This is a genomic window from Bacteroides sp. D20, assembly GCF_003436255.1.
Classification (GTDB): Bacteria; Bacteroidota; Bacteroidia; order Bacteroidales; family Bacteroidaceae; genus Bacteroides; species Bacteroides uniformis.
Genome location: NZ_QSOO01000002.1, coordinates 349,680 through 372,525, shown reverse-complemented (window position 1 = coordinate 372,525; position 22,846 = coordinate 349,680). Strand labels below are relative to the sequence as shown.

At 48.1% G+C, this 22,846-nt stretch carries 20 protein-coding genes; 7 read left to right on the top strand and 13 right to left on the bottom strand.

The window, feature by feature from the left end:
• Positions 1 to 105: 105 nt before the first annotated feature.
• Both rlmD and DXD78_RS03410 read left to right on the top strand, forming a co-directional pair.
• Positions 106 to 1,527, top strand: a complete 1,422-nt coding sequence (gene rlmD, locus DXD78_RS03415) for a 23S rRNA (uracil(1939)-C(5))-methyltransferase RlmD (RefSeq protein ID WP_008663284.1) — start codon at positions 106 to 108, stop codon at positions 1,525 to 1,527.
• Between the two features lie 60 nt (positions 1,528 to 1,587).
• Positions 1,588 to 2,499, top strand: a complete 912-nt coding sequence (locus DXD78_RS03410) for an RluA family pseudouridine synthase (protein ID WP_008663283.1) — start codon at positions 1,588 to 1,590, stop codon at positions 2,497 to 2,499.
• 65 nt (positions 2,500 to 2,564) lie between these two features.
• On the opposite strand, the gene DXD78_RS03405 is transcribed toward DXD78_RS03410, so the two are convergent.
• From DXD78_RS03405 to DXD78_RS03380, 6 genes are all read right to left on the bottom strand, one after another.
• Positions 2,565 to 2,978, bottom strand: a complete 414-nt coding sequence (locus tag DXD78_RS03405; RefSeq protein WP_005836471.1) for a hypothetical protein — start codon at positions 2,976 to 2,978, stop codon at positions 2,565 to 2,567.
• Positions 2,979 to 2,988: 10 nt separating this feature from the next.
• Positions 2,989 to 3,423 carry a hypothetical protein gene (locus tag DXD78_RS03400; RefSeq protein WP_005828348.1) on the bottom strand — a complete coding sequence of 145 codons (435 nt, stop codon included), beginning with the start codon at positions 3,421 to 3,423 and terminating at the stop codon, positions 2,989 to 2,991.
• A gap of 57 nt (positions 3,424 to 3,480) precedes the next feature.
• On the bottom strand, positions 3,481 to 4,623 hold the full coding sequence (gene araJ / locus DXD78_RS03395) for an MFS transporter AraJ (RefSeq protein WP_009036955.1): 1,143 nt from the start codon (positions 4,621 to 4,623) through the stop codon (positions 3,481 to 3,483).
• A 104-nt stretch (positions 4,624 to 4,727) separates the two neighbouring features.
• The gene (locus DXD78_RS03390; RefSeq protein ID WP_005836467.1) at positions 4,728 to 5,597 is read right to left on the bottom strand and encodes an aldose 1-epimerase family protein; all 870 of its coding nucleotides are present in this window, start codon (positions 5,595 to 5,597) and stop codon (positions 4,728 to 4,730) included.
• A gap of 16 nt (positions 5,598 to 5,613) precedes the next feature.
• Positions 5,614 to 5,943 (bottom strand): PAS domain-containing protein, encoded by a 330-nt coding sequence (locus DXD78_RS03385; protein ID WP_009036953.1) that lies wholly within the window; start codon positions 5,941 to 5,943, stop codon positions 5,614 to 5,616.
• A gap of 93 nt (positions 5,944 to 6,036) precedes the next feature.
• Positions 6,037 to 7,119 (bottom strand): hypothetical protein, encoded by a 1,083-nt coding sequence (locus DXD78_RS03380; protein ID WP_009036952.1) that lies wholly within the window; start codon positions 7,117 to 7,119, stop codon positions 6,037 to 6,039.
• A gap of 270 nt (positions 7,120 to 7,389) precedes the next feature.
• Here DXD78_RS03380 and DXD78_RS03370 point away from each other — a divergent pair, with 270 nt between their 5' ends.
• The 5 genes from DXD78_RS03370 to DXD78_RS03350 all read left to right on the top strand — a co-directional run bounded on the left by DXD78_RS03370 (position 7,390) and on the right by DXD78_RS03350 (position 14,906).
• Positions 7,390 to 8,019, top strand: coding sequence for an HU family DNA-binding protein (locus tag DXD78_RS03370; protein WP_009036951.1), 630 nt, complete (start codon positions 7,390 to 7,392; stop codon positions 8,017 to 8,019).
• Between the two features lie 27 nt (positions 8,020 to 8,046).
• The gene (locus tag DXD78_RS03365; RefSeq protein ID WP_009036950.1) at positions 8,047 to 9,258 is read left to right on the top strand and encodes an exonuclease SbcCD subunit D C-terminal domain-containing protein; all 1,212 of its coding nucleotides are present in this window, start codon (positions 8,047 to 8,049) and stop codon (positions 9,256 to 9,258) included.
• A gap of 15 nt (positions 9,259 to 9,273) precedes the next feature.
• Entirely contained in the window at positions 9,274 to 12,696 is a 3,423-nt protein-coding gene (locus DXD78_RS03360; protein WP_009036949.1) for an AAA family ATPase, read from the top strand.
• Positions 12,697 to 12,797: 101 nt separating this feature from the next.
• The gene (gene map, locus DXD78_RS03355) at positions 12,798 to 13,652 is read left to right on the top strand and encodes a type I methionyl aminopeptidase (protein WP_005828329.1); all 855 of its coding nucleotides are present in this window, start codon (positions 12,798 to 12,800) and stop codon (positions 13,650 to 13,652) included.
• Between the two features lie 21 nt (positions 13,653 to 13,673).
• Positions 13,674 to 14,906: a DNA recombination protein RmuC gene (locus DXD78_RS03350; RefSeq protein ID WP_009036948.1), complete on the top strand. Its 1,233-nt coding sequence runs from the start codon at positions 13,674 to 13,676 to the stop codon at positions 14,904 to 14,906.
• 263 nt (positions 14,907 to 15,169) lie between these two features.
• Here DXD78_RS03350 and nqrF read toward each other — a convergent pair whose 3' ends face one another.
• The 7 genes from nqrF to DXD78_RS03315 all read right to left on the bottom strand — a co-directional run bounded on the left by nqrF (position 15,170) and on the right by DXD78_RS03315 (position 22,749).
• The gene (gene nqrF / locus DXD78_RS03345; protein ID WP_016272690.1) at positions 15,170 to 16,444 is read right to left on the bottom strand and encodes an NADH:ubiquinone reductase (Na(+)-transporting) subunit F; all 1,275 of its coding nucleotides are present in this window, start codon (positions 16,442 to 16,444) and stop codon (positions 15,170 to 15,172) included.
• A gap of 17 nt (positions 16,445 to 16,461) precedes the next feature.
• Positions 16,462 to 17,088 (bottom strand): NADH:ubiquinone reductase (Na(+)-transporting) subunit E, encoded by a 627-nt coding sequence (gene nqrE / locus DXD78_RS03340; RefSeq protein WP_005828321.1) that lies wholly within the window; start codon positions 17,086 to 17,088, stop codon positions 16,462 to 16,464.
• A 113-nt stretch (positions 17,089 to 17,201) separates the two neighbouring features.
• A complete protein-coding gene (locus DXD78_RS03335; protein WP_005836455.1) occupies positions 17,202 to 17,840 on the bottom strand; it encodes an NADH:ubiquinone reductase (Na(+)-transporting) subunit D in 639 nt (212 codons plus the stop codon).
• A gap of 4 nt (positions 17,841 to 17,844) precedes the next feature.
• Positions 17,845 to 18,534 (bottom strand): Na(+)-translocating NADH-quinone reductase subunit C, encoded by a 690-nt coding sequence (locus DXD78_RS03330; RefSeq protein ID WP_008663259.1) that lies wholly within the window; start codon positions 18,532 to 18,534, stop codon positions 17,845 to 17,847.
• A 14-nt stretch (positions 18,535 to 18,548) separates the two neighbouring features.
• Positions 18,549 to 19,718 carry an NADH:ubiquinone reductase (Na(+)-transporting) subunit B gene (locus DXD78_RS03325; RefSeq protein WP_005828314.1) on the bottom strand — a complete coding sequence of 390 codons (1,170 nt, stop codon included), beginning with the start codon at positions 19,716 to 19,718 and terminating at the stop codon, positions 18,549 to 18,551.
• Between the two features lie 53 nt (positions 19,719 to 19,771).
• A complete protein-coding gene (locus tag DXD78_RS03320; RefSeq protein ID WP_008663256.1) occupies positions 19,772 to 21,121 on the bottom strand; it encodes a Na(+)-translocating NADH-quinone reductase subunit A in 1,350 nt (449 codons plus the stop codon).
• Positions 21,122 to 21,348: 227 nt separating this feature from the next.
• Positions 21,349 to 22,749 (bottom strand): C1 family peptidase, encoded by a 1,401-nt coding sequence (locus DXD78_RS03315; RefSeq protein WP_005828311.1) that lies wholly within the window; start codon positions 22,747 to 22,749, stop codon positions 21,349 to 21,351.
• Positions 22,750 to 22,846 lie beyond the last annotated feature (97 nt).

Genomic DNA, 22,846 nt, shown 5'->3' with positions numbered 1-22,846 from the left:
CTAAAATGCAATTTCGACATTGCAATCTTTAATATTTCATTTCATAGAGAGAAATCCCGAAAAAATGTCTATTTTTGCCGAAGAATTTATTAGATTGGTGTAAAAGTGGCAAGAAAGAGAAAAGAACTTCCCCTACTGGAGAAGGTGACAATTACGGATGTGGCTGCCGAAGGAAAAGCCATCGCAAAAGTCAATGATTTGGTGATTTTCGTACCATATGTCGTCCCCGGCGATGTAGTTGACCTGCAAATTAAGAGAAAAAAGCATCATTATGCTGAAGCCGAGGCTGTGAAATTCCATGAATATTCGGCAGTACGGGCAGTTCCATTCTGCCAACATTATGGTGTATGCGGCGGTTGTAAATGGCAGGTTCTCCCCTATTCCGAGCAAATCAAGTATAAGCAAAAACAAGTAACGGACAACCTCACCCGCATCGGCAAAATCGAATTGCCGGAAATCTCTCCGATATTAGGTTCAGAAAAAACTCAGTTCTACCGGAATAAACTGGAGTACACTTTTTCCAACAAACGTTGGCTGACGACAGAAGAGGTTCAGCAGAATGTAGTGTACGAACAGATGAATGCCGTAGGCTTCCATATTCCCAATGCTTTCGATAAAGTGCTTGCCATAGAAAAGTGCTGGTTGCAGGACGATATATCCAACCGCATCCGCAATGCGGTACGCGACTATGCCTACCAGCACAACTATTCCTTCATCAACCTGCGTACGCATGAAGGAATGCTACGCAATATGATTGTGCGTACCTCTACCACCGGCGAACTGATGGTAATCCTCATCTGCAAGATAGAGAAAGAGGAGGAAATGGCTCTGTTCAAGCAAATGCTGCAATACATAGCAGATACATTCCCCGAAATCACTTCCCTGCTATACATTATTAATAATAAGTGCAACGATACCATCACCGACCTCGAGGTACACACCTTCAAGGGAAAAGACCACATCTTCGAGGAAATGGAGGGACTGCGCTTCAAGGTAGGTCCCAAATCTTTCTATCAGACCAACTCCGAACAAGCCTACAACCTCTACAAAGTAGCACGCAACTTTGCCGGACTGACCGGTAACGAGCTTGTTTATGACCTTTATACCGGCACGGGTACCATTGCCAATTTCGTATCCAAGCACGCACGCCAGGTAATCGGCATAGAATATGTGCCCGAAGCCATTGAAGACGCCAAGGTCAATGCCGAGATTAACGGAATTAAAAACACATTGTTCTTTGCCGGAGATATGAAAGACATGCTGACACAAGACTTCATCAACCAATACGGCCGTCCCGATGTCATCATCACCGACCCTCCCCGTGCCGGAATGCACCAGGATGTAGTGGATGTCATTCTGTTTGCCGAGCCCAAACGCATCGTATACGTCAGCTGTAATCCGGCTACGCAGGCGCGCGACCTGCAACTGCTCGATGCGAAATATAAAGTGAAGGCCGTTCAACCGGTAGACATGTTCCCGCACACCCACCATGTGGAAAACGTAGTATTATTGGAATTAAAAGATTGAAAGTACAAGTAGTTTTCAATCGTAAATTGTAAATTGTCTAATCGTAAATTAAAACCAGTCGTGGCAAAAGAAAAAATTACAGCAAGAGCCCGCACACAATATACGGACTACATGGTGAAGGAACCGATGGAGCTCATGGAGTTTCTGGCAGCTAAAATGCCGGACGCCAGCCGCACCAAGCTGAAATCATTGCTGAGCAAACGCATTATATATGTGGACAGCGTTATCACTACACAATACAATTTTCCTCTGAAACCGGGTATGAAAGTACAAATCAGCCGTGAGAAGGGACGTAAAGAGTTCAACCATAAACTGATGAAGATTGTATACGAGGATGCCTATATCATCGTGATAGAGAAGATGCAGGGTTTGCTGTCCGTCAACACTGACCGGCAAAAGGAACGTACCGCCTATACCATCTTGAATGAATACGTGCAACGCTCGGGCAAGCAGCACCGTGTACACATCGTGCACCGCCTGGACCGTGACACCTCCGGCTTGATGATGTTTGCCAAAGACGAGAAGACCCAACGTACACTACGCGATAACTGGCATGACATTGTAACAGACCGGCGATACGTAGCCGTAGTGGTCGGCGAGATGGAAAAAGATGCAGGAACCGTGGTTTCTTGGTTGACAGACCGCAAGCTGTATGTATATTCAAGTCCGACAGATGACGGGGGACAAGAATCCATTACGCATTACCGTACCATCAAACGAGCCAATGGATACTCTCTCGTTGAACTGAACCTGGAAACGGGACGAAAAAACCAGATACGTGTACACATGCAGGATTTGGGGCATCCCATTATCGGCGACGGACGCTATGGACTGGAAGACGTAAATCCTATCGGACGCTTGGCCCTGCATGCTTTCAAACTCTGTTTCTATCATCCCGTCACGGGAGAGCTGATGCGGTTTGAAACACCTTATCCGGGAGAGTTCAAGAAATTGGTTTTGAAGAATAAGTAAAAAGCTGACATACAATAAAAAACGGAGCAATTGATTTGCTCCGTTTTTTATTGATAAGCATGTCGTCATTGCCGACGCATACGAAAAGGCTGTCCGTGAATATTATCTTGATATTCCCTCCAGCTATTATACCAAGTACCACTGAAAGAATAAGAATCAGCCATGGCTCCTTCAATGTAAGCCATGCTGCCATCATCATAGAATTCCAATTCCATCAGATTGTAAGCCCCACTAACCCAATTCCATCTGAAAAGCAAATAATTCGGGTCGCCATATGAACCAATAGTACCTTGGTTGCGCGCGTTAAAGGTCATAATCGTCCCCCTACCCCAAGTATATGCCCCGAAATCTATTTCTTCAGATGTATACCATTCACCGGGCAGATTATATTCCGTTTCTTCCTCACTATCACATGATGTCAATCCTAATACAAGGACAAACAACAATAACATTTTTGTGTATTTCAACATATTATTCATAAGCCATACTTTATTTATAATTAGCATCTACCATCATAACAACCACTCCATCCAGTTTACCGGATAAATAATGTTCGCGCACCCATACATTATCAAAGTACTTGATTTCACCGGCACCATAATTCAGAGTCAACCCCTCCATAGACTTATCCATCCATTTCCAAGTAAAAGTACGTGAAGTCGTTTCATAGGGACGGGACTCGCCTCCGCGATAATACTCCCAGATTTCCTGTCCAGAATTATCAGCCTTGGCAAACTTCAGCTGATGACTGCATAACACTTCAACTCCATCTTTGTTTTCCGTCTGATATTCTTCTATCCACGTCTTCCCACACAATTTGTCGTCGCTATTCTGCATGGTATAATATACATCATCCCCACAAGACGCCAGCCCAATCGTAAATACACACAACAGCAATATCTTCACATAATTCAAAGTCTTCATAAGTTATCGAGTTTAGTTAATACTTGCGGACAAACATACACAAAAAAAATGAAACACTTAATACTTCGCCTGAAATTTCTTGTAGAAGACAAGGAATAAAATAAATCCCATCAGTGCAAACGGTACGCCTGCCAATGCGGGATAACGGTATCCTCCACTCAAGGCAAGACCTCCGATATAGGCTCCGATAGCATTCCCCAAATTGAAGGCCATCTGCACACAAGCGCCTCCCAACATTTCTCCTCCAGGGGCCACACGAATCATCAACACCTGCTCCGGACTGGAGACGGCAAACAAACCTGCCGTACAGAGTGTCATCAATATTGCCGAACACCACGGATGGGGCGAGAGTAAAAATATCAATAATAAAATAACACATATCATCCCTTGCACCACCGTACCTACCTTTCCCGGAGTGTACCGGTCGGACATGCGCCCACTGACCAGATTGCCGGCAACCATTCCGAATCCTGCCAGTACCATCAGCGCCGTAATGCTTTCCGCACTAAAACCGGAAACCTCAGTCAGCAACGGGGTGATGTAGCTATACCAGCAGAATACGCCACCGTTGCCCAAAGCCGTAGCTCCCAATATGAGCCACGGCGCCGGCTTCTTCAAAAAACGGAACTGTCCTTTAAATCCCGTGTCTTTCAGTCCTTCGACCTGCGGTACCCAACGCCAAATGTAGTACAGTGTTATCAATCCCCAGGCACCTACCAGCAGAAACGTGGCACGCCAAGACAGTGTATGGCTCAACGAAGTACCCAACGGCACCCCAAACAGATTGGCCACAGTCATTCCCGCTATCATAATTGAAACCGCCTCCGAGCTTTTCCCCTTATCAGCCAATTTTCCCGCAACAATGGAAGCCACCCCAAAATAAGCGCCATGAGGAAGTCCGGAAACAAAACGTCCCAACAGCAAGACCCAATAATTGGGTGCCATAGACGCACAAATATTACCCACAATCATTAATGCCATCAAGACCAGCAGAATCTGCTTCAACGGGCGTTTACGGGCCAGGAGCAGCATGGGCGCACCAAAACAAACACCCAACGCATACGCAGAAATGAAATGACCGGCCACGGGAATGCTGATTCCCAAATCAGTAGCCACATAGGGCAAAATACCCATCATCGTAAATTCGGCAATCCCTAGCCCCAATGTGCCGAACGCCAATGCAATAAGACTCTTCTTCATACCTTAAAAAACAACCTATATTTTTTACCGGGCGCAAAGATAATGACATTGCATTCTCCAAATAAAAAGGATACCGAATTATTTTCAGTATCCTTCTTCATTTTTTATCTTATATCAATTGTATACCCACCTTTAAAGACTCCTCCCGGCGCCAAGTGCTGCATCCAGTCCTTATCCTTATATTCGCCCTTATAATGGGCACGGTCACAACGCCCGTACCACGGCTCGATGCAGACAAACGGAGCATTCTTGGCCGGAGGCGACCACAACCCCACCACCGGAGTGTCGAAATACAGACTGAGATAGGGCTTCTTCTCCTTATTATATAATGTAACTTCTTTCACTTGACTGTTTTCCAGAATCAGGGCATCTTTATCAAAGGAGTGGATGTCCAAAGGCAGCAGGCCATCTGTCAACTCAAGCAAATATTCCTTATCCGGAGCGGCACATCCTTTCTCGGAGATAAGGATATAGTGCAAACCTTCCGTCTTATCAAAGCCGAAATATCCACGGTCCGTTGTCTCCGTATCATAGTCCGGGTAATAGAAAGCCGGATGGGCCCCTATCTGGAAGTGCATTTCGCGTGTTCCGGTATTGATGACTTTCCAAAGCACCTCAATCTTCTTTCCCTCTATCCGATAGCCTATCTCAAGGCAAAACGGGAAAGGATATTTCTTGCGTGTTTCCTCACTGTCAACCAGTCGATAACGCACTTCATCTTCCAGTTCAAGCATCAATTCAAAATCCATATCGCGGGCAAAACCGTGTTGCGTCAATGCATAGGAAACGCCTTCGTGGCGGTATTCATTCTCCCAAACGCTGCCTACAATGGGAAAAAGCACCGGAGAATGCCGTTTCCAGAAAGCAGGGTCTGCCTGCCAAAGATATTCTTTTCCATCATGCAAGATACTGCATAACTCGGCTCCATGCGGTGAAACTTTAATTGTCAGTTCTGAATTAGAAAGTGTTTTCATATCATATATCATTTTGTTATTTTCTCATATAGTGTGGCATCTCTCCGGGTATTTCCATCGAAATCTCCACCAGGCCACCGACCACCCCGTCCTGCTTCCATGCCGTCTGATAAATCATTTTCTTGACACCGTTCTTCTCAATGGTGTAGGCATTCACTCCCCCCGTCTCCAGCAGTTCGCGTATCTTGGCTTGCGATTGCGGGTTGTGGCAATCAAAGAGATTCTTGCCTATCAGGTCACCGCGTTTGGCAAACGTACGGCATGCTTTCTCGTTCATATATAGGATGATTCCCTTTGTGTCGCATACAGTTACGGCACAGTTCATTTCATTGGCCCATTCGTACATAATTCTTTATTTTTAATTGGCTATTTTCTATGCACTTGAAATACATTTACAGAAAACTCTTCAAAGTCAAATGTCCTTTTCTCTATCGAATTATTATTGCATTAATCCTCCTTCTATGAAGAAAACGACTTCATTCAATCGTTCTCTATTCGATTCCTCACCTTTGAAAATAGCTGGAGTGAAGATTATCCTATCTTGAATCAGATTATCTACCAAATCCCACATGACTTCATGGTACAGCATCACCATTGCCACTTTTTCATTGTCAATACCATATTGGCTTGCTAAGGAGCCACAATTATTCTTTAGTTCCGCACTGATAGAGTTTACCAATTTTTCAGTTATTTGATGAAAGCGGTCTTGCCGTTTCTTTATAATAGGAAATAATACATCTCCATTATCATCTACCAGCCCATAAGGTTTTAACTGAGAAACGAGTTTGGCATCTGTTACTTTTCCGAATTGTGCTATTTCATCAGCACAATGATCCATAATGTCGTTGTCAGGAGCAATGCCGCTATTGATGTAAGTCAAAATCAAATTCTGTTCTCCGAAACCATTCGTACCGCATGCAAAGCCATTTCTTGATTCGTATAATACCCAGTAACAGCCACTCCAGCTTGTATAATTGTCAACATCCTCAAACAAGACTAACTTTGTCCACATTTTTCCATCCAGAAGGTATGAAAAAACAAGTGAGAGTACATTGTTCTTGAATCCCATTTCACTGATAGTTTGTGCCAATGATATAAAGTCTGCCTTTGTTTTGACATACATGGATTCAGCAATCTCCTTACTTAAGCTTCTTAGAGAATTGGTCTGTTCTTTGTCGAGAATGGGTATAGTAGCTTTCCATTTTCCTTTTGTTTTACTGACAAGTCCACCTACTTCCAATAACAATAATTGGCTATCAGAGCATTTAATACCCATTTCACGAAGTTCGGCTTGAGTACGTGGAGTCCGTAAATTGTATAGTATTTCCCAATTATTATCTGGCTTTACATAGTCTTCGGGCTGATGTCCGTTCACTGCAACAAACTGGGTTGCTTCCCATTCGCTATACGGTCTTATCGATATTTGTGCTTTAATCATTGTGGTAACGGACAATAAGGCAAACAACAATAATAAGTCCGGATAATGTTTCATATATCGCTTAATTTTAGTTTTGTTCATCATTCATGCACTTCTCTTATGTAACAAAGATAACGTTTTTTTCAATTCCTCTCTCAAACCTATAACAAAAAACTTCCCGACTACCAATAAAAAACTTCCTAACTACTAATAGTAAAGTTTGCAAGTATAGAGATAAAGAATTACCTTCGCCCTTGGTTTGTCTATCCCAAGCCTTGGGATAGAAATCCCCAACCTTGGCATACACATCCGCAACCTTGGGACAAACTCTGTAAGCCCCAATAAACAAACGAACCTCATAACAACGCTACCATCATGGCAGAATACAACATGCAGGAACTGAACCTGCCGGGAGAAGACGGCAAACGCATCCTCTACCCACGAATGAAACTATACGGGCAGGTGGACTTGGAAACCATCACCGAAAAGATAGCATACGCCTCATCCTTCACACGAGGAGACATCATCGGACTGATGCAAGCCATCACCGACGAAATAGCCTACCAAATGGGGCAAGGTTACTCCGTGAAGATTGACAACTTAGGAGTATTCACCCCTGCCCTCGGTCTGCGGCAAGACCGTGAACGGGAGACGGGCGAAGAAGGAGACACCAAGCGAAACGCCGTCAGCATCTGCCTGAAGGACATACATTTCAAGGTGGACAAAGAACTACTGTACCGTACCGCTCGCCATTGCCACCTGAAACGTTCCACCGACAAATTCCAACGCTCCTCACAAGTGTTTTCTCCGCAGGAACGGCTGGAACGGGCAAAAAAATACCTGGAAAAGAACAGCTTCATGACCCAAGCCGACTATTGCCAACTGACCGGCTTATTGAAGTCTGCCGCCTCCCGCGAGTTGCGCGAATGGATAGCCAATCCCGAATCGGGCATCGACTACAAAGGACGAGGAACACACAAGATTTATATTCTAAGGAAACCATAACCCACATCCATTGAAACCATAAAAACAATGAAGATACTACACACCAGCGACTGGCACCTGGGACACACCCTCTACAACTACGACCGTACCGCCGAACAGCAGGCCTTCCTACGGCAACTCACCCGCATAGTAACCGAAGAGCAGCCCGACGCCATGGTGGTAAGCGGAGATATCTACCACTACTCCTCTCCCGCTGCCGCCACGCAGAAGATGTACACCGACGCCATGCTGAACATCCATCAAGCCTGCCCCGGAATGGCCATCGTAGTCACCGCAGGAAACCACGACAGCAGCTCGAAACTGGAGATAGACAGCAGCCTCTGGCAGCACTTCGGCTTGAACGTTGTGGGAAACATCGAACGTACAGCCGAGGAAGTGAATCTGGACAAGCACATCATCGAGATAAACAATGAAAAAAAGACAATAGGCTACGTCATTGCCGTGCCCCACGTCTATCCGCAAAACTTCCCCCTGCTGGACACTGAAACACCGCGCGACCAACGGCATGCACGCTTCTTCCAGGCACTGCTGGACGAAGTGAAGAAACGGAATACGACACAGCTTCCCGTCGTCCTCATGGCCCATCTCTCTATTGAAGGCAGCGACCGTAGCGGGCACGATGAGAGTATCGGCGGAATAGAGTATGTTCCCCTCAGCGCTATGGGAGAAGGGTACGACTACCTGGCACTCGGACACATCCATTGCCCTCAGGACATCAAAGGCAGTCATCACCACGCACGCTATTGCGGCACTCCCCTCCCCGTCAGCTTCGACGAAACCTATCCGCACTCCGTCTCCATCATCGAGTTGGAGAAAGGGGCAGAGCCACAAATCAGTACAAGGGAAATTGAAAATCCGATTCCCCTCGTCACGCTTCCCCATGACCCGACACCTTTCGAAGACGCCTTGAAACTGCTGGAAGAATATCCGGAAGAGAAACCTGCATACCTCCGTCTGAACGTGCTGACAAAAGGCTACCTGCCCCCCGACTGCAACGAAAAAGCCTCGAACGCCGCCAAAGGCAAGGCATGCAAATATTGCTACATCAAGACTACCCGAGAGCGGCAGGCCGACACTGACGAGAGCAAGCCTATCTCCATCCAAGAGATGCAGGAAATGTCTCCCCTGGAAATAGCCAGACTCTACTACCGCGAAACCGAAGGAGAAGAGATGGACCCAGAACTTTGCCAGCTGATGGAGACTGTCATGCAAAAAGTGAAAAGCAAGAACAACTCCTAATCATTTGTCCGAACCATGAAACTCCAGAAACTGACCATAAAGAACCTTGCCTCCATAGAAGATGCCGTCATCGACTTTGAGAACGGACCGCTAAGCGAGGAATCCCTTTTCCTTATCTGCGGCGAGACGGGTGCAGGGAAGACAACCATTCTCGACGCCATCTGCCTGGCACTCTACAACGAAACGCCCCGCATGGACCATGCCGAGAACGAAAAATACAAAGACCTAAGCCAGACTTTCTCTGCCAAAAAGGAAGATGTTGCCATCAACGACAGCCGACAACTGATGCGCCGTAACACCAGTGAAGCATGGACGGAGCTGGAGTTTACCGGCTCGAACGAAACGCCCTACACCGCCCGATGGTACGTGGCACGGGCACACCGCAAGATTTCAGGAGCCGTGCAAGATGTGCGCTGGACACTGGAAAATAAGAAAAGCGGCGCACAGCTCAACAAAAAGAATGAGATAAAGGCAGAAATACAAGCTGCAGTGGGGTTGACCTTCGAACAATTCTGCCGCACCACCATGCTGGCGCAAGGCGACTTCACCAAGTTCCTGCAAAGCAAGGAAAGCGAAAAATCGGATATTCTGGAAAAGCTGACCGGTACAAGTATCTACTCCGAAATAGGTGCCGAAATATATGCCGCCACCAAGGAAAGACGGACGGAATACGAAAACCAGAACCGGAAGCTGGAAGGCATCCACATCCTGGCAGAAGAAGAAGTCGCTGCAATCAAGGAAGCCATAGCCACGCAAAATGCCGGAGTCAAGGAAGCCAATGAGCAGAAAACCATCGCCCTCGCAAAAAGGGACTGGCTGAAGAAATACTCCGAACTCCTCCTCACCCGTGAACAGCAAAAGAAAATGTGGGAAGGGAAGCAAGCGCAACTGCAATCGGACGAATTCAAACAGAAAGAACTCCTGATTAAAGAATGGAATGCCACCGCCGACGCCCGCAACTGGCTCTCTACCTTGAAACAGCAGCAACAGCAGCAACAACAGAACCATGCACAAGCCGGAATGTTAAGAGCATCCTTTGCCCGGCTGGACGGAGGAAGCAAGTGGCTATGCGGTTTCCTGAAAGAGCAAGAAGACAAGCTGCATCGTGCCGAGAAGTACTTGCAAGAGCATTCGCCCTTACTGCCCATGTTCGAGCAAAGCCAATCCATCATTACCGGCCTAAAATCCGCACTCGATGCCCAAACACGCATCGGCACCTACAACGCGCACCTTGAAAGACTGGCCGCGCAACAACCCGTAAAAGTCAAGGAGCGTACCGACAAGGAAGCTGCCCTCACCCGGAAAGAACAAGAGAACCATACATTGCAAAACGAAATAAACCTCCGGAACAAGCAGCTTGAAACCATGGACCACCCTGCCCTGCAAGACAAGAAAAACAAACTCGATGCCGGACGGGAGAACCTGCTGCAAGCATTGAGCGCCTTGTCTTTACTGGCTGAAACGGAAAGGACACTGAACGAGGCAAAGGAAAACGAAAAGGCTTTGAACGCCAAAGTGGAGGCGTGCCAAAAGCAATACGTCCTCCTGCAAACGGCATTCGACAGCAAGAAAACAAGTTATGATGACATCCGCACCCTCTACGACAAGCAAAAGGAAGCCGTAGAAGAGTGGGCAAAGGAAACACGCTCCCGGCTTGTCGTCGGGGATACTTGCCCCGTGTGCGGACAAGAAATAAAATCGCTTTGCAAAGATGAAGATTTCCAGTCTGTCCTTGCTCCCATACGCACCTCCCTGGAAACAAAAGAGAAAGAATACAAGGAAACCGAGCAGGCATTGAACAACAACCGGACAGAATCCAATACCTACGGAACGCTGGCAGAGAATGCCCGTCAGTCCACAGCAAGAGCGCTCCGGAGCTACAACCTTGCCCACACTGACGCACAGGCCAAATGCGCCCAATGCAACGGCGTCGGCCTCTCCACAACCACCGGCGAAACCCTGAAGAAGCTACTGGAAGAGAACAAGCTGGAAGCAGACAAACTGAACGAAAAGCTCACGGAAGTTCAAAAGCTCAGCGCACAAATCATAGCTCTGCAACGGCAAAAGGACGAATGCCAAAAACATGTGGACGCTGCACGCCAAGCCTTCAACTCTGCCGACAGAGTGCTGAATGAGCTGAAAAACAGCATCGTCAATTACGAGTCGCTCACCGCCAACGAAAAGGAGAACATACGTGCCACCATGGACCGCGTCACTCCCCACATCCTCTGGGAAGGATGGAACACGGAATGGGAGAACTCCCCCCTCTCCTTTATTGACCGCCTGACGCAAGCTACGCGCAACTACCGTCTGGCGCAGGAAAAACAAAGAGAACTGAAATCCGCCATTGCCCTTATCCACAAAGAGCTGGAAGGGATAAACATCAACAAGGAAAGCATCGATGCCGCATTCCCCGACTGGCGCAACGCACCTGCAGCAACACAGGAAATGGAAATCAAGGACCTGGGGATTGCCTGGAATAATCTGAATACACAAGCAAGCGGACTGAAACAAAGCATATCCTCCACCGCAGAACAAATGGCAAGGCTGCAAAAGGATTTAACCGGGTTCTATGCCGCCAACCCCACTCTCGACGAGGAGCGTATCACCGTCCTATCCGCTTGGTCCGGCTCCCGGATAGAAGCATTGCGTGCCTCATTGCAGACACTTAAAGAGGAAGAAGTAGCTGCATCGACCGCCTTTCATCTGGCCACCGGACAAGTGGAAGAGCACATCAGCCGGAAGCCCGAAATAGAAGAAAACGAGAACCTCGAAACCCTGGATGCACTCATCGCGAATCTCGAAGAAAAGATAACCGTCGGCAACCAATCCATCGGCCAGCAGAAGTTACGCCTGGAAGAAAACACCCGTAACATCGACCGGATAAAGGAAGAAAAGGAACGTGCCGACCGGTTACGCGAAGAGTATCTGAAGTGGGACCGCCTCTGCCGTCACTTCGGTGACGAACGGGGAAAGAACTTCCGCAACATAGCCCAGAGCTTCGTCTTGAAAGAACTGCTGGCAGGCGCCAATTTCTATCTGCAACGCTTGACCGACCGCTACGAACTGGAATGCCAGGCCGGTTCGCTCACCATCCTGCTGCGCGACTTCCATCAAGGAGGTGCGGCACGTCCGGCATGCACCTTATCGGGCGGCGAAAGCTTCCTAGTATCTCTGTCACTTGCCCTCGGACTTTCTTCCCTCAGCCGCCAGAGCCTCTCGGTAGACACACTGTTCATCGACGAAGGTTTCGGCACACTGAGCAGCGACTACCTGAACACCGTTATGGACACATTGGAAAAACTGCACCAGATGGGCGGCAAGAAGGTAGGCATCATCAGTCACGTGGAAGGACTGAAAGAGCGCATAAAGACCCAGATACAAGTACGGAGGATAGACAGTTCAAGAAGCGAAATAAAAGTGGTGAATACCCTCTAAGCTGGTATCGGGATAAAGAAAACGAATGTTTTTTCGGCTCTTGATAGTACAAGCACCTGCATTATTGTGTATTTTTGCAGTCTCATAAAAAAGAAAAGACAATGAAAAAGTTCATGAAAGGAGTCCGGTTTACTCCTAAAAACTATTCCGACGAAGTAGAAGCCAAAATTCAACATTATAAGAAAGAAGGATATAAACTGCCGATGCGAAGCGCACTCCGCACCGAGGAGCAGTTGGCCGGTATCCGCGCAAGCGCCAAAATCAACACGGCCCTGCTGGATTATCTCTCCGAGAACATTCGCGAAGGCATGTCCACAGCCGAAATTGACCATATGGTGTATTGCTTCACCACAGACCACGACGCCATCCCCGCCCCCTTCATGTACGAAGGCTTCCCCAAAAGTGTGTGCACCAGCATCAACGATGTAGTGTGCCACGGCATTCCCAGCACCAGGGAATTCCTGAAAAGCGGTGATATTGTAAATGTCGATGTATCCACCATTTACAAAGGTTACTTTGCCGACGCATCACGCATGTTCATGATTGGCGAAGTCAGCCCCGACATGCAGAGACTGGTACAGGTCACCAAAGAATGCCGTGACATAGGCATACAGACCGCACAGCCCTGGGCACGCCTCGGTGACGTAGGCGCCGCCATCCAGGAGCATGCGGAAAAGAACGGATACAGCGTGGTACGCGACCTCTGCGGACATGGCTGCGGCGTCAAGTTCCACGAAGAACCGGATGTGGAACACTTCGGCAAACGTGGTACGGGCATGCTGATAGTGCCGGGCATGACGTTCACCATCGAACCGATGATTAACATGGGAAGCTACGAAGTCTTTATCGACGAAGCCGACGGATGGACCGTCTGCACAGACGACGGACTGCCTTCTGCCCAATGGGAAAGCCAAATCCTGATTACTGAAGACGGAAACGAAATATTGACACAATAAGGCGGACACTTCAAAACACCTATGGAGATAGTATTACTGATTATAGGGATAATCATCGGAACCGTAGTCGGCTATCTGGCGGCAGACCGCAAGTCTGCCGCACTGAGGGCAGAAATCAGCGGGACAAAGAAGGAAATAGAATTATTGAAGCTGCAGAAGGAAGAAGCCGAAGCGTTGCACAAGCGCATGAACACCGAGTTCGAGAATCTCTCCAACCGTATCTTCCAGAGCAAAGCCGAAGACTTTACCAGGCTGAATACCGAACACCTGGGCAATCTGCTCCGCCCGCTGGGCGATAACCTGAAGGACTTCCGCCAAAAGGTGGAACAAGTATACAGCACCGAAGCCAAAGAACGCTTCTCGCTGGGTGAACGCATCAAGGAACTGGTGGAGCTGAACAACCGCCTCAGCGAAGATGCCAACAACCTGACCCGTGCCCTGAAAGGAGACTCCAAAATGCAAGGCAACTGGGGCGAAATGATTCTGGAACGTTTGTTGCAAGCCTCCGGACTGATTGAAGGCGAACACTACTTCCGCCAGGAGTTTCTAAAAGACGAACGGGGCGAAGCCATCATCAACGAGGAAAGCGGGCAGAAGATGCAGCCCGACATCATCGTGAAATACCCCGACGAACGGGAAATGATTATCGACTCCAAAGTGTCGCTGACTGCCTATGCTGCCTACACCTCTGCCGAAAGCAAGGAGGAGCAGGCACACTTCCTGAAAGCACACCTGCAATCTGTCCGCTCCCACATCGACGAGCTCAGCCATAAAGACTACTCGCATTACGACGCCCAATCACCGGATTTCGTTATGATGTTCATCCCCACCGAAGGTGCCTACCTCCTCGCCATCCAAAGCGATGCCCACCTCTGGGAATATGCCTACAACAAAAAGGTGGTACTAATGAGCCCCACCAACCTGATTAGCGCCCTGCGCCTCTCGCTCGACCTTTGGAAGAAGGAGAACCAGGTAAAGAATGTGCAGGCCATCATCAAGCGCGGCACCATCTTATATGAAAAGATTGCAGGCTTTACCGACACCTTCCTCGGTATCGGCGACCGGCTGGCCAGCCTGCAAAGGGATTACGACAAAGCCTTCAACCAGCTCTCGGACGGTAACGGCAGTGTAGTACGCCAGGCCGAAATGCTGAAAGGCATGAGCCTCACTCCCAAGAAACGCATTTCTCCAAGATTTCTGCCCAAAGATACCATTCAAGAAGAAACAGAAGAGGAAAACGATAACATTCAATAAAACATCCAACATGAAAACTCTGAAAGACCGCATTCTCCTTCACCAAGAACCATTCATACGAGGTCTGTGTCAACAGGAATTACCACCGGAGAAGTAACAGCCATTCTGGCAAATGCACCGATTCATATCAAGGAATAAAGAAAAAGCGACGAAGAATCCACTCCACTTTCTTTCAATAGAGAGGAAATGCCCCGAACAAAAAACTCCGGCAAAGCCCTGAAGGACAAGCCGGAGTTTTTTTATCTCAAGACGGACAAGGAAGATTATCCGCCAAAGTTATCGAACATCAGGTTCTGAGCCGGAACGCCGAGGTCGTCGAGCATCTTCTCAACAGCCTTCGACATCGGGCCGGGACCACACATGTAGTATTCGATGTCTTCGGGAGCTTCGTGGTCTTTCAAGTAAGTCTCGTAAATTACGTTGTGTACGAAGCCCGGAGTGTACTTCACGCCCGCTGCATCGGCTGCCGGATCGGGACGGTCCAGTGCAAGATGGAACTTGAAGTTGGGGAAATCCTTTTCAATCTGCAGGAAGTCTTCCAGATAGAACACTTCATTCAATGCACGTGCACCGTAGAAGTAATTCATCACGCGATCTGTAGTGTGCAGTGTCTTCGTCATATGCATAATCTGTGCACGCAACGGAGCCATACCGGCACCACCGCCGACCCACATCATCTCCTTCTTGGAGTCGAATATCGGATGGAAGTCTCCGTAAGGGCCACTCATGGTTACCTTATCACCCGGTTTCAGGGTAAAGATATAAGAAGAAGCGATACCCGGCATTACATCCATGAAGCCCGGGCCCTGGTCTTTCGGCTTGAACGGAGGCGTGGCGATACGTACCGTCAGCATAATGCGGTCGCCTTCGGCAGGATAGTTGGCCATAGAATAGGCACGGATGGTTTCTTCGTCATTGCGGCACTTCAAGCCCAGCAGACCGAATTTCTCCCATGCAGGCAGATACTCATCACCGATAAGGCTCTTGTCGATGTCCTTATCATAATCCATCGAATATTTAGGAATCTTAATCTGCGCATAAGAACCCGGAACGAAATCCATGTGCTCGCCTTTGGGCAATGCAACGATGAACTCTTTGATGAACGTAGCCACATTCTTGTTGGAGATAACCTCGCACTCCCACTCTTTTACGCCCAGTACGCTTTCGGGAACCTTGATGGCCATATCGCCTTTCACTTTCACCTGGCAACCCAGACGCCAGTGATCTTGTATTTGCTTACGGCTGAAGTGCGGAGTCTCAGAAGGCAAGATTTCACCCCCACCTTCCATTACCTGGCATTTGCACTGTCCGCAGGAACCTTTACCACCGCAAGCGGAGGAAAGGAACACACCGTTTACAGACAGCGTATTCAGCAATGTAGAACCGGAAGCTACGTCCAGTTCCTTGTCGCCATTGATAGTCAGTTTTACATTACCCGAAGGCACCAAGAAATTCTTGGCAACCAGCAGGATAACAACAAGCAGGATGACAACCACGAGGAATACTCCAATGCTTGCTAATATCATATTCATATCCATTGTTTTATTCCTTTCTTTTAGATGTTCAAACCAGAGAAACACATAAATGCCATTGCCATCAGACCTACAGTGATAAACGTGATGCCCAGTCCTTTCAGTGGAGCCGGAACGTCAGAATAGGCCATTTTCTCACGGATGGCAGCCAAGCCTACGATAGCCAGCAACCAACCGATACCGGAGCCCAACGCATAAGAGACAGCATCAGCAATGCCACCGATGAATTTCGGGTCGCTCTCACCCAGCGTGATGCGCTGCTGCATGAAAAGAGAAGCACCCATGATGGCACAGTTTACAGCAATCAGCGGCAGGAAGATACCCAGTGAAGCATACAGCGAAGGGCTAAAACGCTCTACAATCATTTCCACCAACTGAACGATAGCTGCGATTACAGCAATGAAAAGAATAAAGCTCAAGAAGCTGAGGTCAACGCCTTCAATGATTGCGTTGGCAGCCAGCACCTTTGTCTGCAATAAATAGTTGACCGGAAGCGTAACCACCAACACGAAAGTTACGGCGATACCCAGTCCTACGGCAGTCTTCACATTCTTCGATACGGCAAGGTAAGAACACATACCGAGGAAGAACGCGAATATCATGTTGTCCACAAAGATAGAGCGGACGAATAAACTTATTAAATGTTCCATATCTCTTCGATAAATTAAGAATTAAAGAATTAAAGAATTAAAGCAATGAGAACTTGTACTGCAGCAGAGCAGCCCATTTTTCATTCTTTCATTTTTCATTCTTCATTTATTTATTACTGCTTTTCCTGCAATTCTTTGTGACGTGCACGCTGATACCAGATGATGCAAGCGCAGAGAATCAACGCCATTGGCGGCATCAGCATCAAGCCGTTGTTCACATAGCCCAACTTCTGCAGAGGTTCATAGTTCAAGATGTTGAAACCGAGCAGCGTTCCCGAACCCAGAAGCTCGCGGAAGAAGGCTACGATTACCAGAATCTTGGCATATCCCAAACCATTACCCACACCGTCAAGGAAAGATTCCCAGGGACCGTTCTGCATGGCAAATGCTTCCAAGCGTCCCATCAGGATACAGTTGGTAATAATCAGACCTACATATACAGAAAGCTGCACACTTACATCGTAAGCAAAAGCTTTCAGAATCTCACTTACAATAGTTACCAACGCGGCAACAACCACCAGCTGAACGATGATACGGATACGGTTGGGTATCGTCTTGCGCAGCAGTGAAATCACTACATTGGAGAATGCTGTAATCACCGTCACTGAAAGCCCCATCACAATGGCAGGCTCCAGTTTGGCAGTAACAGCCAAAGCAGAACAGATACCCAATACCTGCACGGTAACGGGGTTGTTCAGTCCCAGCGGAGTAGAGAATACTTCTTTATTCTTCTTTGAAAACAATTGTCCCATATTCTTATTCCTCCTCATTATTATTAGTTAAAAAGTTCTTGTAGCTGCTCAGACAAGCCTTCAACATGGCATCCACACCTACAGAAGTGATGGTACCACCGGAAATGCCGTCCACCTGATAGTCAGGTTTCTCTACCTTGCCGTTCTTCACAACACCGAGGACTACCTCGCCGTTCTCCAACGTTTTCTTGCCGGAGAACTCTCCCTGGAAATGCGTGCTGGCGATTTCGGCACCCAGACCCGGAGTCTCACTGGCATGAGAGAAGTAAACACCATAAACGGTATCCTTGTCGCTGTTCAGCGCAACATATCCCCAGATAGCGCCCCAAAGACCGGCACCGTAAACGGGAAATACATATTTCTTCTCACCGTCAACCTCTGCCACGAATACGTGCAGACGGTTATTTTCTTTGGCTTCCTTCTCGTAAGCGGTAGCAAATGCACCGGTATTCTCTGTCAGAGTACCGTCAACGTTCATCAGCATATCGCCCTTTACATATTTATTATATTCAGCTTCGGCATCCTTCACGTCCTTGATGTTGAGTGCAGCAAGAATCTGCTTCTTCGTGTCAAGTTCCACATTCTTGTTCTGCGTCTCGCGCAAGGAAGAACTTACGAATGCCAGCAGGAATGCAACGATAACAACCATTACCGAAGCATAAATGATAGTATAACTATTACTATTGGTATTCATTTCTTTTCCGGTATTTAATTGTTAGACTTGATTGCACGTTTTTCGCGACGGCTGATGTTACCCTGTACCACACAGTAGTCAATCAGCGGAGCGAAGATATTCATCAGCAGGATGGCAAGCATCATACCTTCGGGGTAACCGGGATTGAGCACACGGATAATGATAGCCATGGCACCAATCAGGAATCCGAAGATGTACTTACCAGTCTCTGTACGTGCCGATGTAACGGGGTCGGTAGCCATGAACACGGCACCGAAGCAGAAACCGCCCAGCACGAGGTGTTCGTACCAAGGCATCTGTGCCATCGGAGTGTCGGGACCGATTGCATTGAACACCCATGCCATGAAGGCACCGCCTACGAATACGGAGAACATCGTTTTCCAGCTTGCAATGCCCGTCCACAACAGCAGAATGGCACCCAGAGCGATGGCGATAACGCTTGTCTCACCGATAGAACCCGGAATAAGGCCGGTCACCATGTCCCAGGAGAACTCCGGAACGGCGCCCGAGGTAGCGGCTGCACCCAACGGAGTAGCTACCGTCAGACCATCTACCGACTGTCCCAGACCGAAGATACTGTCGCCCGATACCCAAACGGCATCACCGGACATCTTCGTAGGATAGGCGAAGAATAAGAATGCACGGGTAATCAAAGCTACGTTGAACACGTTCATACCCGTACCACCGAATACTTCCTTAGCAAAAATTACAGAGAATGCAGTAGCCACCGCCAGAATCCACAACGGGCAGTCTACCGGAACAATCATCGGAATCAAGATACCGGAAACCAAGAAGCCTTCCTGAATCTCCTCCTTCTTCCACTGAGCCACTACGAACTCAATGCCGAGACCTACTACATAAGATACAATGATTTTTGGCAATACAGCCAGAAAACCGTAGATGAACATTTCCCAGAAGCCTCCGGCAGCACCGGTAGCGTGGAAATGCTGGTAACCTACGTTATACATACCGAACAGCAGCGCCGGTACTAACGCAATGACCACCATCGACATGATGCGTTTGCTGTCAATGGAGTCGTGAATATGCGTTCCCGATTTCGAAGTGGCATTGGGCACGAACAGGAATGTTTCGAAGCCATCAAACACCGAACGAAATGCGTGGAATTTGCCGCCTTCCTCAAAGTTCGGCTTTATCTTGTCGAGATAATTTCTTAACGCTTTCATTAATATATTTACGATTTTACGATTTACAATTTACGATTTGCCATACGCCCCGATTATGCCATTTCGGCACGAAGCATATCGAGCCCTGCACGTACGATGCGCTGCACTTCCACTTTGGAAGAACATACGAATTCGCAGAGAGCGAAGTCTTCGGGAGCTACTTCGTAGATGCCCAGAGCCTCCATACGGTCGATGTCACCTGCAATGATTGCTTTCACCAAGTATTCGGGGAAGATGTCCATCGGAAATACGCGGTCGTATTCGTTGGACATAATCATGTGACGTTCACCACCCTTGATACGGGCATCTATCACATATTCCTTCTTGCCCATCAACCAGCTGAAGTAAGAGCGGTTGACGCTGAACTGATTGAAACGCGGCATAATCCAACCCAACATTTCATGGATTTCATCTCCTTCGGGAATAACGGTCAATTGGCTGTCGAAAGAGCCGAGGAAGCCGTTCGGAGAAACTTTCTTACCGGTCAGCACGTTGCCGCTGATGTAGCGGAGGTCTTTGTCGGTAGTCACGTTACCTTTGAAAACGTTCGTCAACAGAGCGCCGACTTTCAGCTTGCAATAAGCGGGTTTCAACACTTCGGAACCCGTTACAGCCACCGTACGGGTCATGTCCACACGACCGGTATTCATCAGACGTCCGATGAAGAGTACGGCTTCGGCACTGATGGTCCAGACCGTTTCACTCTTCACTACCGGAGAGATGTGGTTAATCTGTACACCCACGTTGCCTGCCGGATGTGGTCCGTCAAAAGCTGTTACGGTAACGTTCTTTGCCTGCACAAGAGCAGCAGACTTTTGTTTTACACTAATACCCAGATACGTCTTTGCCATCTTTGACAAAGCGTCGAGTCCCGTCTGGAAGTTTGCTTCTTCTCCCTTCAGCGCGAATTCAAAATCGGGAGCCAGCGGATTGCTGTCGAAAGCCGAAATGAAGATAGCTTTCGGAGTTACCGTCGGATCAGCGATAACGTCGTACGGACGTTGGCGGATGAAAGCGAACATACCTGCTTGCAAAAGAGCTTCTTTTACTTGCTGGCCGCTCATCTTGGACGGGTCCATCTTGCCGAATTCCTCATAGTCTTGCTCAGTGGCAGCCTCTACGACGATGTTCAGCACCTTGCGGCGTGCACCACGCTCCACGCTTGTCACTACGCCGCTAACGGGCGAAACAAATTTCAATTCAGGATGATTCTTGTCGATAAACAAGGGTCCCCCGGCCATCACATATTCCTGCTCTTTGACCACCACTTTCGGAGTGATGCCTGTATAGTCATCGGGAACCAGCGAATAGAATCCCGGTTCCTTAACAGACACAAGTTCCTGGGCAGCAGCGCCTTTCAGGTTGATGTCAAGGCCTTTACGTAACTTAATTACATTTGCCATGCGTTTATTTAAAATAATGGTTTCATTAATTTGCCGCAAAAGTAGCAAAAAAGAACGTGAATAAAGAGTAAAAAAGAAAGGAATTACGGAGAAATTTCCGTAATCCCTTTCGTTAACGAACACGAGAACAAGGATTAGGGGTTAAGAATTAGGGATTAATACCCTGCGGAATCATAGTGCAGCCCACTAATCCTTAATCCTTAATCCCTAACCCCTAATCCTTATCATCACTTTTCTTCAGCGAACATCGGGTCCCATGCCGGCAGGCAGACGGGCTTTTGTTTAAACAGTTCCATCACTTTGGCGGGAACATACTTTGTCTCCACTACCAGACGGAACATGTATTCATTGAACCACTCGTCGGTCATGATGAGATGTCCCTGATAACCGGAAGCGGCTCCCCAACTGTTCTCTACCATCCATTTTACGGGCTTTCCGTCTTTGTTCAAGTCAACGGCCATCAAGGTCATGGCGTGGGAAGAGCCACTGGAGAAAGTCTGGATACGTTGCTTCTTGTCCATCCCGAAGGTGGTGCCCATCAGTGATTCGTAGTCATAGTTTTTCACATCGAGCAGACCGCGTTCGGAGTTCAGGAACTTGCCCACATCGCAAGAGAAGTACATCATGGTGCTGTCCTTCAAGGAGGCAATGGCCATCTCTTTGATGTCCTCTACGGGCAGGTTGACATAAGTCCAGTTCTTGCCGTCGTAACGGTGGCGGTCATAGTCTATTTCATAGCACTTGTAATACTCGCGACTGGGGTCGTTCATCAGCATTACGTAGTTGGTCAGCAGTTGTTTGTCTCCATATTTCTCAAGGAAAGACATGGGAGTGTGATGCTCTGTCTCCACAGGATTACCCTTGGCATCGTGGCGGACATAGTCGAACTCCGTGGGAGGTACACCGAGGTTCAGCACCAGCATGCGGTAGATGGTTCCGAGCATCGTAGTTTTCTCCTTCTCCAGAGCTTCGGGCTTGGCACCGGCGGCAGCCATGTCACGCAGTTGCAGACCATACTCTTTCAGCTTCAGAGAGATGAGGTTGGCCATGCGGGAGGTATTTTCACTGCTGTTTGTTTCGGGCATGGCATCTTTGGGAACAAGGCCGTATTTGGAAACAATGTCGGCCACACCGGTAAAGGTACCCCCATCGCTCAGCGGATGCTGGAAGAGCCATTCTACGGTCTTATCAGTCAGGGGACTCTTGGAGGTGTCGATGATGCCTTGCAAGAAGAGGTTTGCCTTCTCCAACTGGTCCCAGAAGAAGGGATAGACTTCGGAGAACTCGAAAGACTGGAAACCGTATTCGGCAAGAGTCTTGGCACGCATCACATTCAGCCCCGTAAACAGCCAGCAGCGGCCAGACGACTTCTGGTCGGTGATGCCTTTGGATTCTACCTTGATGGAGAAGTGGGTATCCATGCCCTGCATATTCTCCTGGTTGAGTGCCAGTTTACGGATGTCATTATTGCCTATGGCATTGCGGAGCGCCTTGTCGGCAGCCGTGCCTTGATAACTTTGCTTGATTTGTCCAAGCATTTCGGGGCTGATACCCCCTTTTCCCTCTTGTGCCTGCACAGAGAACAGTGCGGCACTCAGAACAATTACAGATAAAAATCGTTTCTTCATTCAGATTATGTGTTTTTAGTTATTGATGTCTTGCTTCGTGAAGCAGACAAAAGTAATGTCTTTTTTGATAATTTTAGTGACATCTTTAGATTTATTA

Excerpts from the sequence above, each read along its gene's own strand:
- DXD78_RS03405 (WP_005836471.1), bottom strand. The coding sequence starts at position 2,978 with ATGAATAATATGTTGAAATACACAAAAATGTTATTGTTGTTTGTCCTT.
- DXD78_RS03400 (WP_005828348.1), bottom strand. The coding sequence starts at position 3,423 with ATGAAGACTTTGAATTATGTGAAGATATTGCTGTTGTGTGTATTTACG.
- araJ (WP_009036955.1), bottom strand. The coding sequence starts at position 4,623 with ATGAAGAAGAGTCTTATTGCATTGGCGTTCGGCACATTGGGGCTAGGG.
- DXD78_RS03390 (WP_005836467.1), bottom strand. The coding sequence starts at position 5,597 with ATGAAAACACTTTCTAATTCAGAACTGACAATTAAAGTTTCACCGCAT.
- DXD78_RS03385 (WP_009036953.1), bottom strand. The coding sequence starts at position 5,943 with ATGTACGAATGGGCCAATGAAATGAACTGTGCCGTAACTGTATGCGAC.
- DXD78_RS03380 (WP_009036952.1), bottom strand. The coding sequence starts at position 7,119 with ATGATGAACAAAACTAAAATTAAGCGATATATGAAACATTATCCGGAC.
- DXD78_RS03370 (WP_009036951.1), top strand. The coding sequence starts at position 7,390 with ATGGCAGAATACAACATGCAGGAACTGAACCTGCCGGGAGAAGACGGC.
- DXD78_RS03365 (WP_009036950.1), top strand. The coding sequence starts at position 8,047 with ATGAAGATACTACACACCAGCGACTGGCACCTGGGACACACCCTCTAC.
- DXD78_RS03360 (WP_009036949.1), top strand. The coding sequence starts at position 9,274 with ATGAAACTCCAGAAACTGACCATAAAGAACCTTGCCTCCATAGAAGAT.
- map (WP_005828329.1), top strand. The coding sequence starts at position 12,798 with ATGAAAAAGTTCATGAAAGGAGTCCGGTTTACTCCTAAAAACTATTCC.
- DXD78_RS03350 (WP_009036948.1), top strand. The coding sequence starts at position 13,674 with ATGGAGATAGTATTACTGATTATAGGGATAATCATCGGAACCGTAGTC.
- nqrF (WP_016272690.1), bottom strand. The coding sequence starts at position 16,444 with ATGGATATGAATATGATATTAGCAAGCATTGGAGTATTCCTCGTGGTT.
- nqrE (WP_005828321.1), bottom strand. The coding sequence starts at position 17,088 with ATGGAACATTTAATAAGTTTATTCGTCCGCTCTATCTTTGTGGACAAC.
- DXD78_RS03335 (WP_005836455.1), bottom strand. The coding sequence starts at position 17,840 with ATGGGACAATTGTTTTCAAAGAAGAATAAAGAAGTATTCTCTACTCCG.
- DXD78_RS03330 (WP_008663259.1), bottom strand. The coding sequence starts at position 18,534 with ATGAATACCAATAGTAATAGTTATACTATCATTTATGCTTCGGTAATG.
- DXD78_RS03325 (WP_005828314.1), bottom strand. The coding sequence starts at position 19,718 with ATGAAAGCGTTAAGAAATTATCTCGACAAGATAAAGCCGAACTTTGAG.
- DXD78_RS03320 (WP_008663256.1), bottom strand. The coding sequence starts at position 21,121 with ATGGCAAATGTAATTAAGTTACGTAAAGGCCTTGACATCAACCTGAAA.
- DXD78_RS03315 (WP_005828311.1), bottom strand. The coding sequence starts at position 22,749 with ATGAAGAAACGATTTTTATCTGTAATTGTTCTGAGTGCCGCACTGTTC.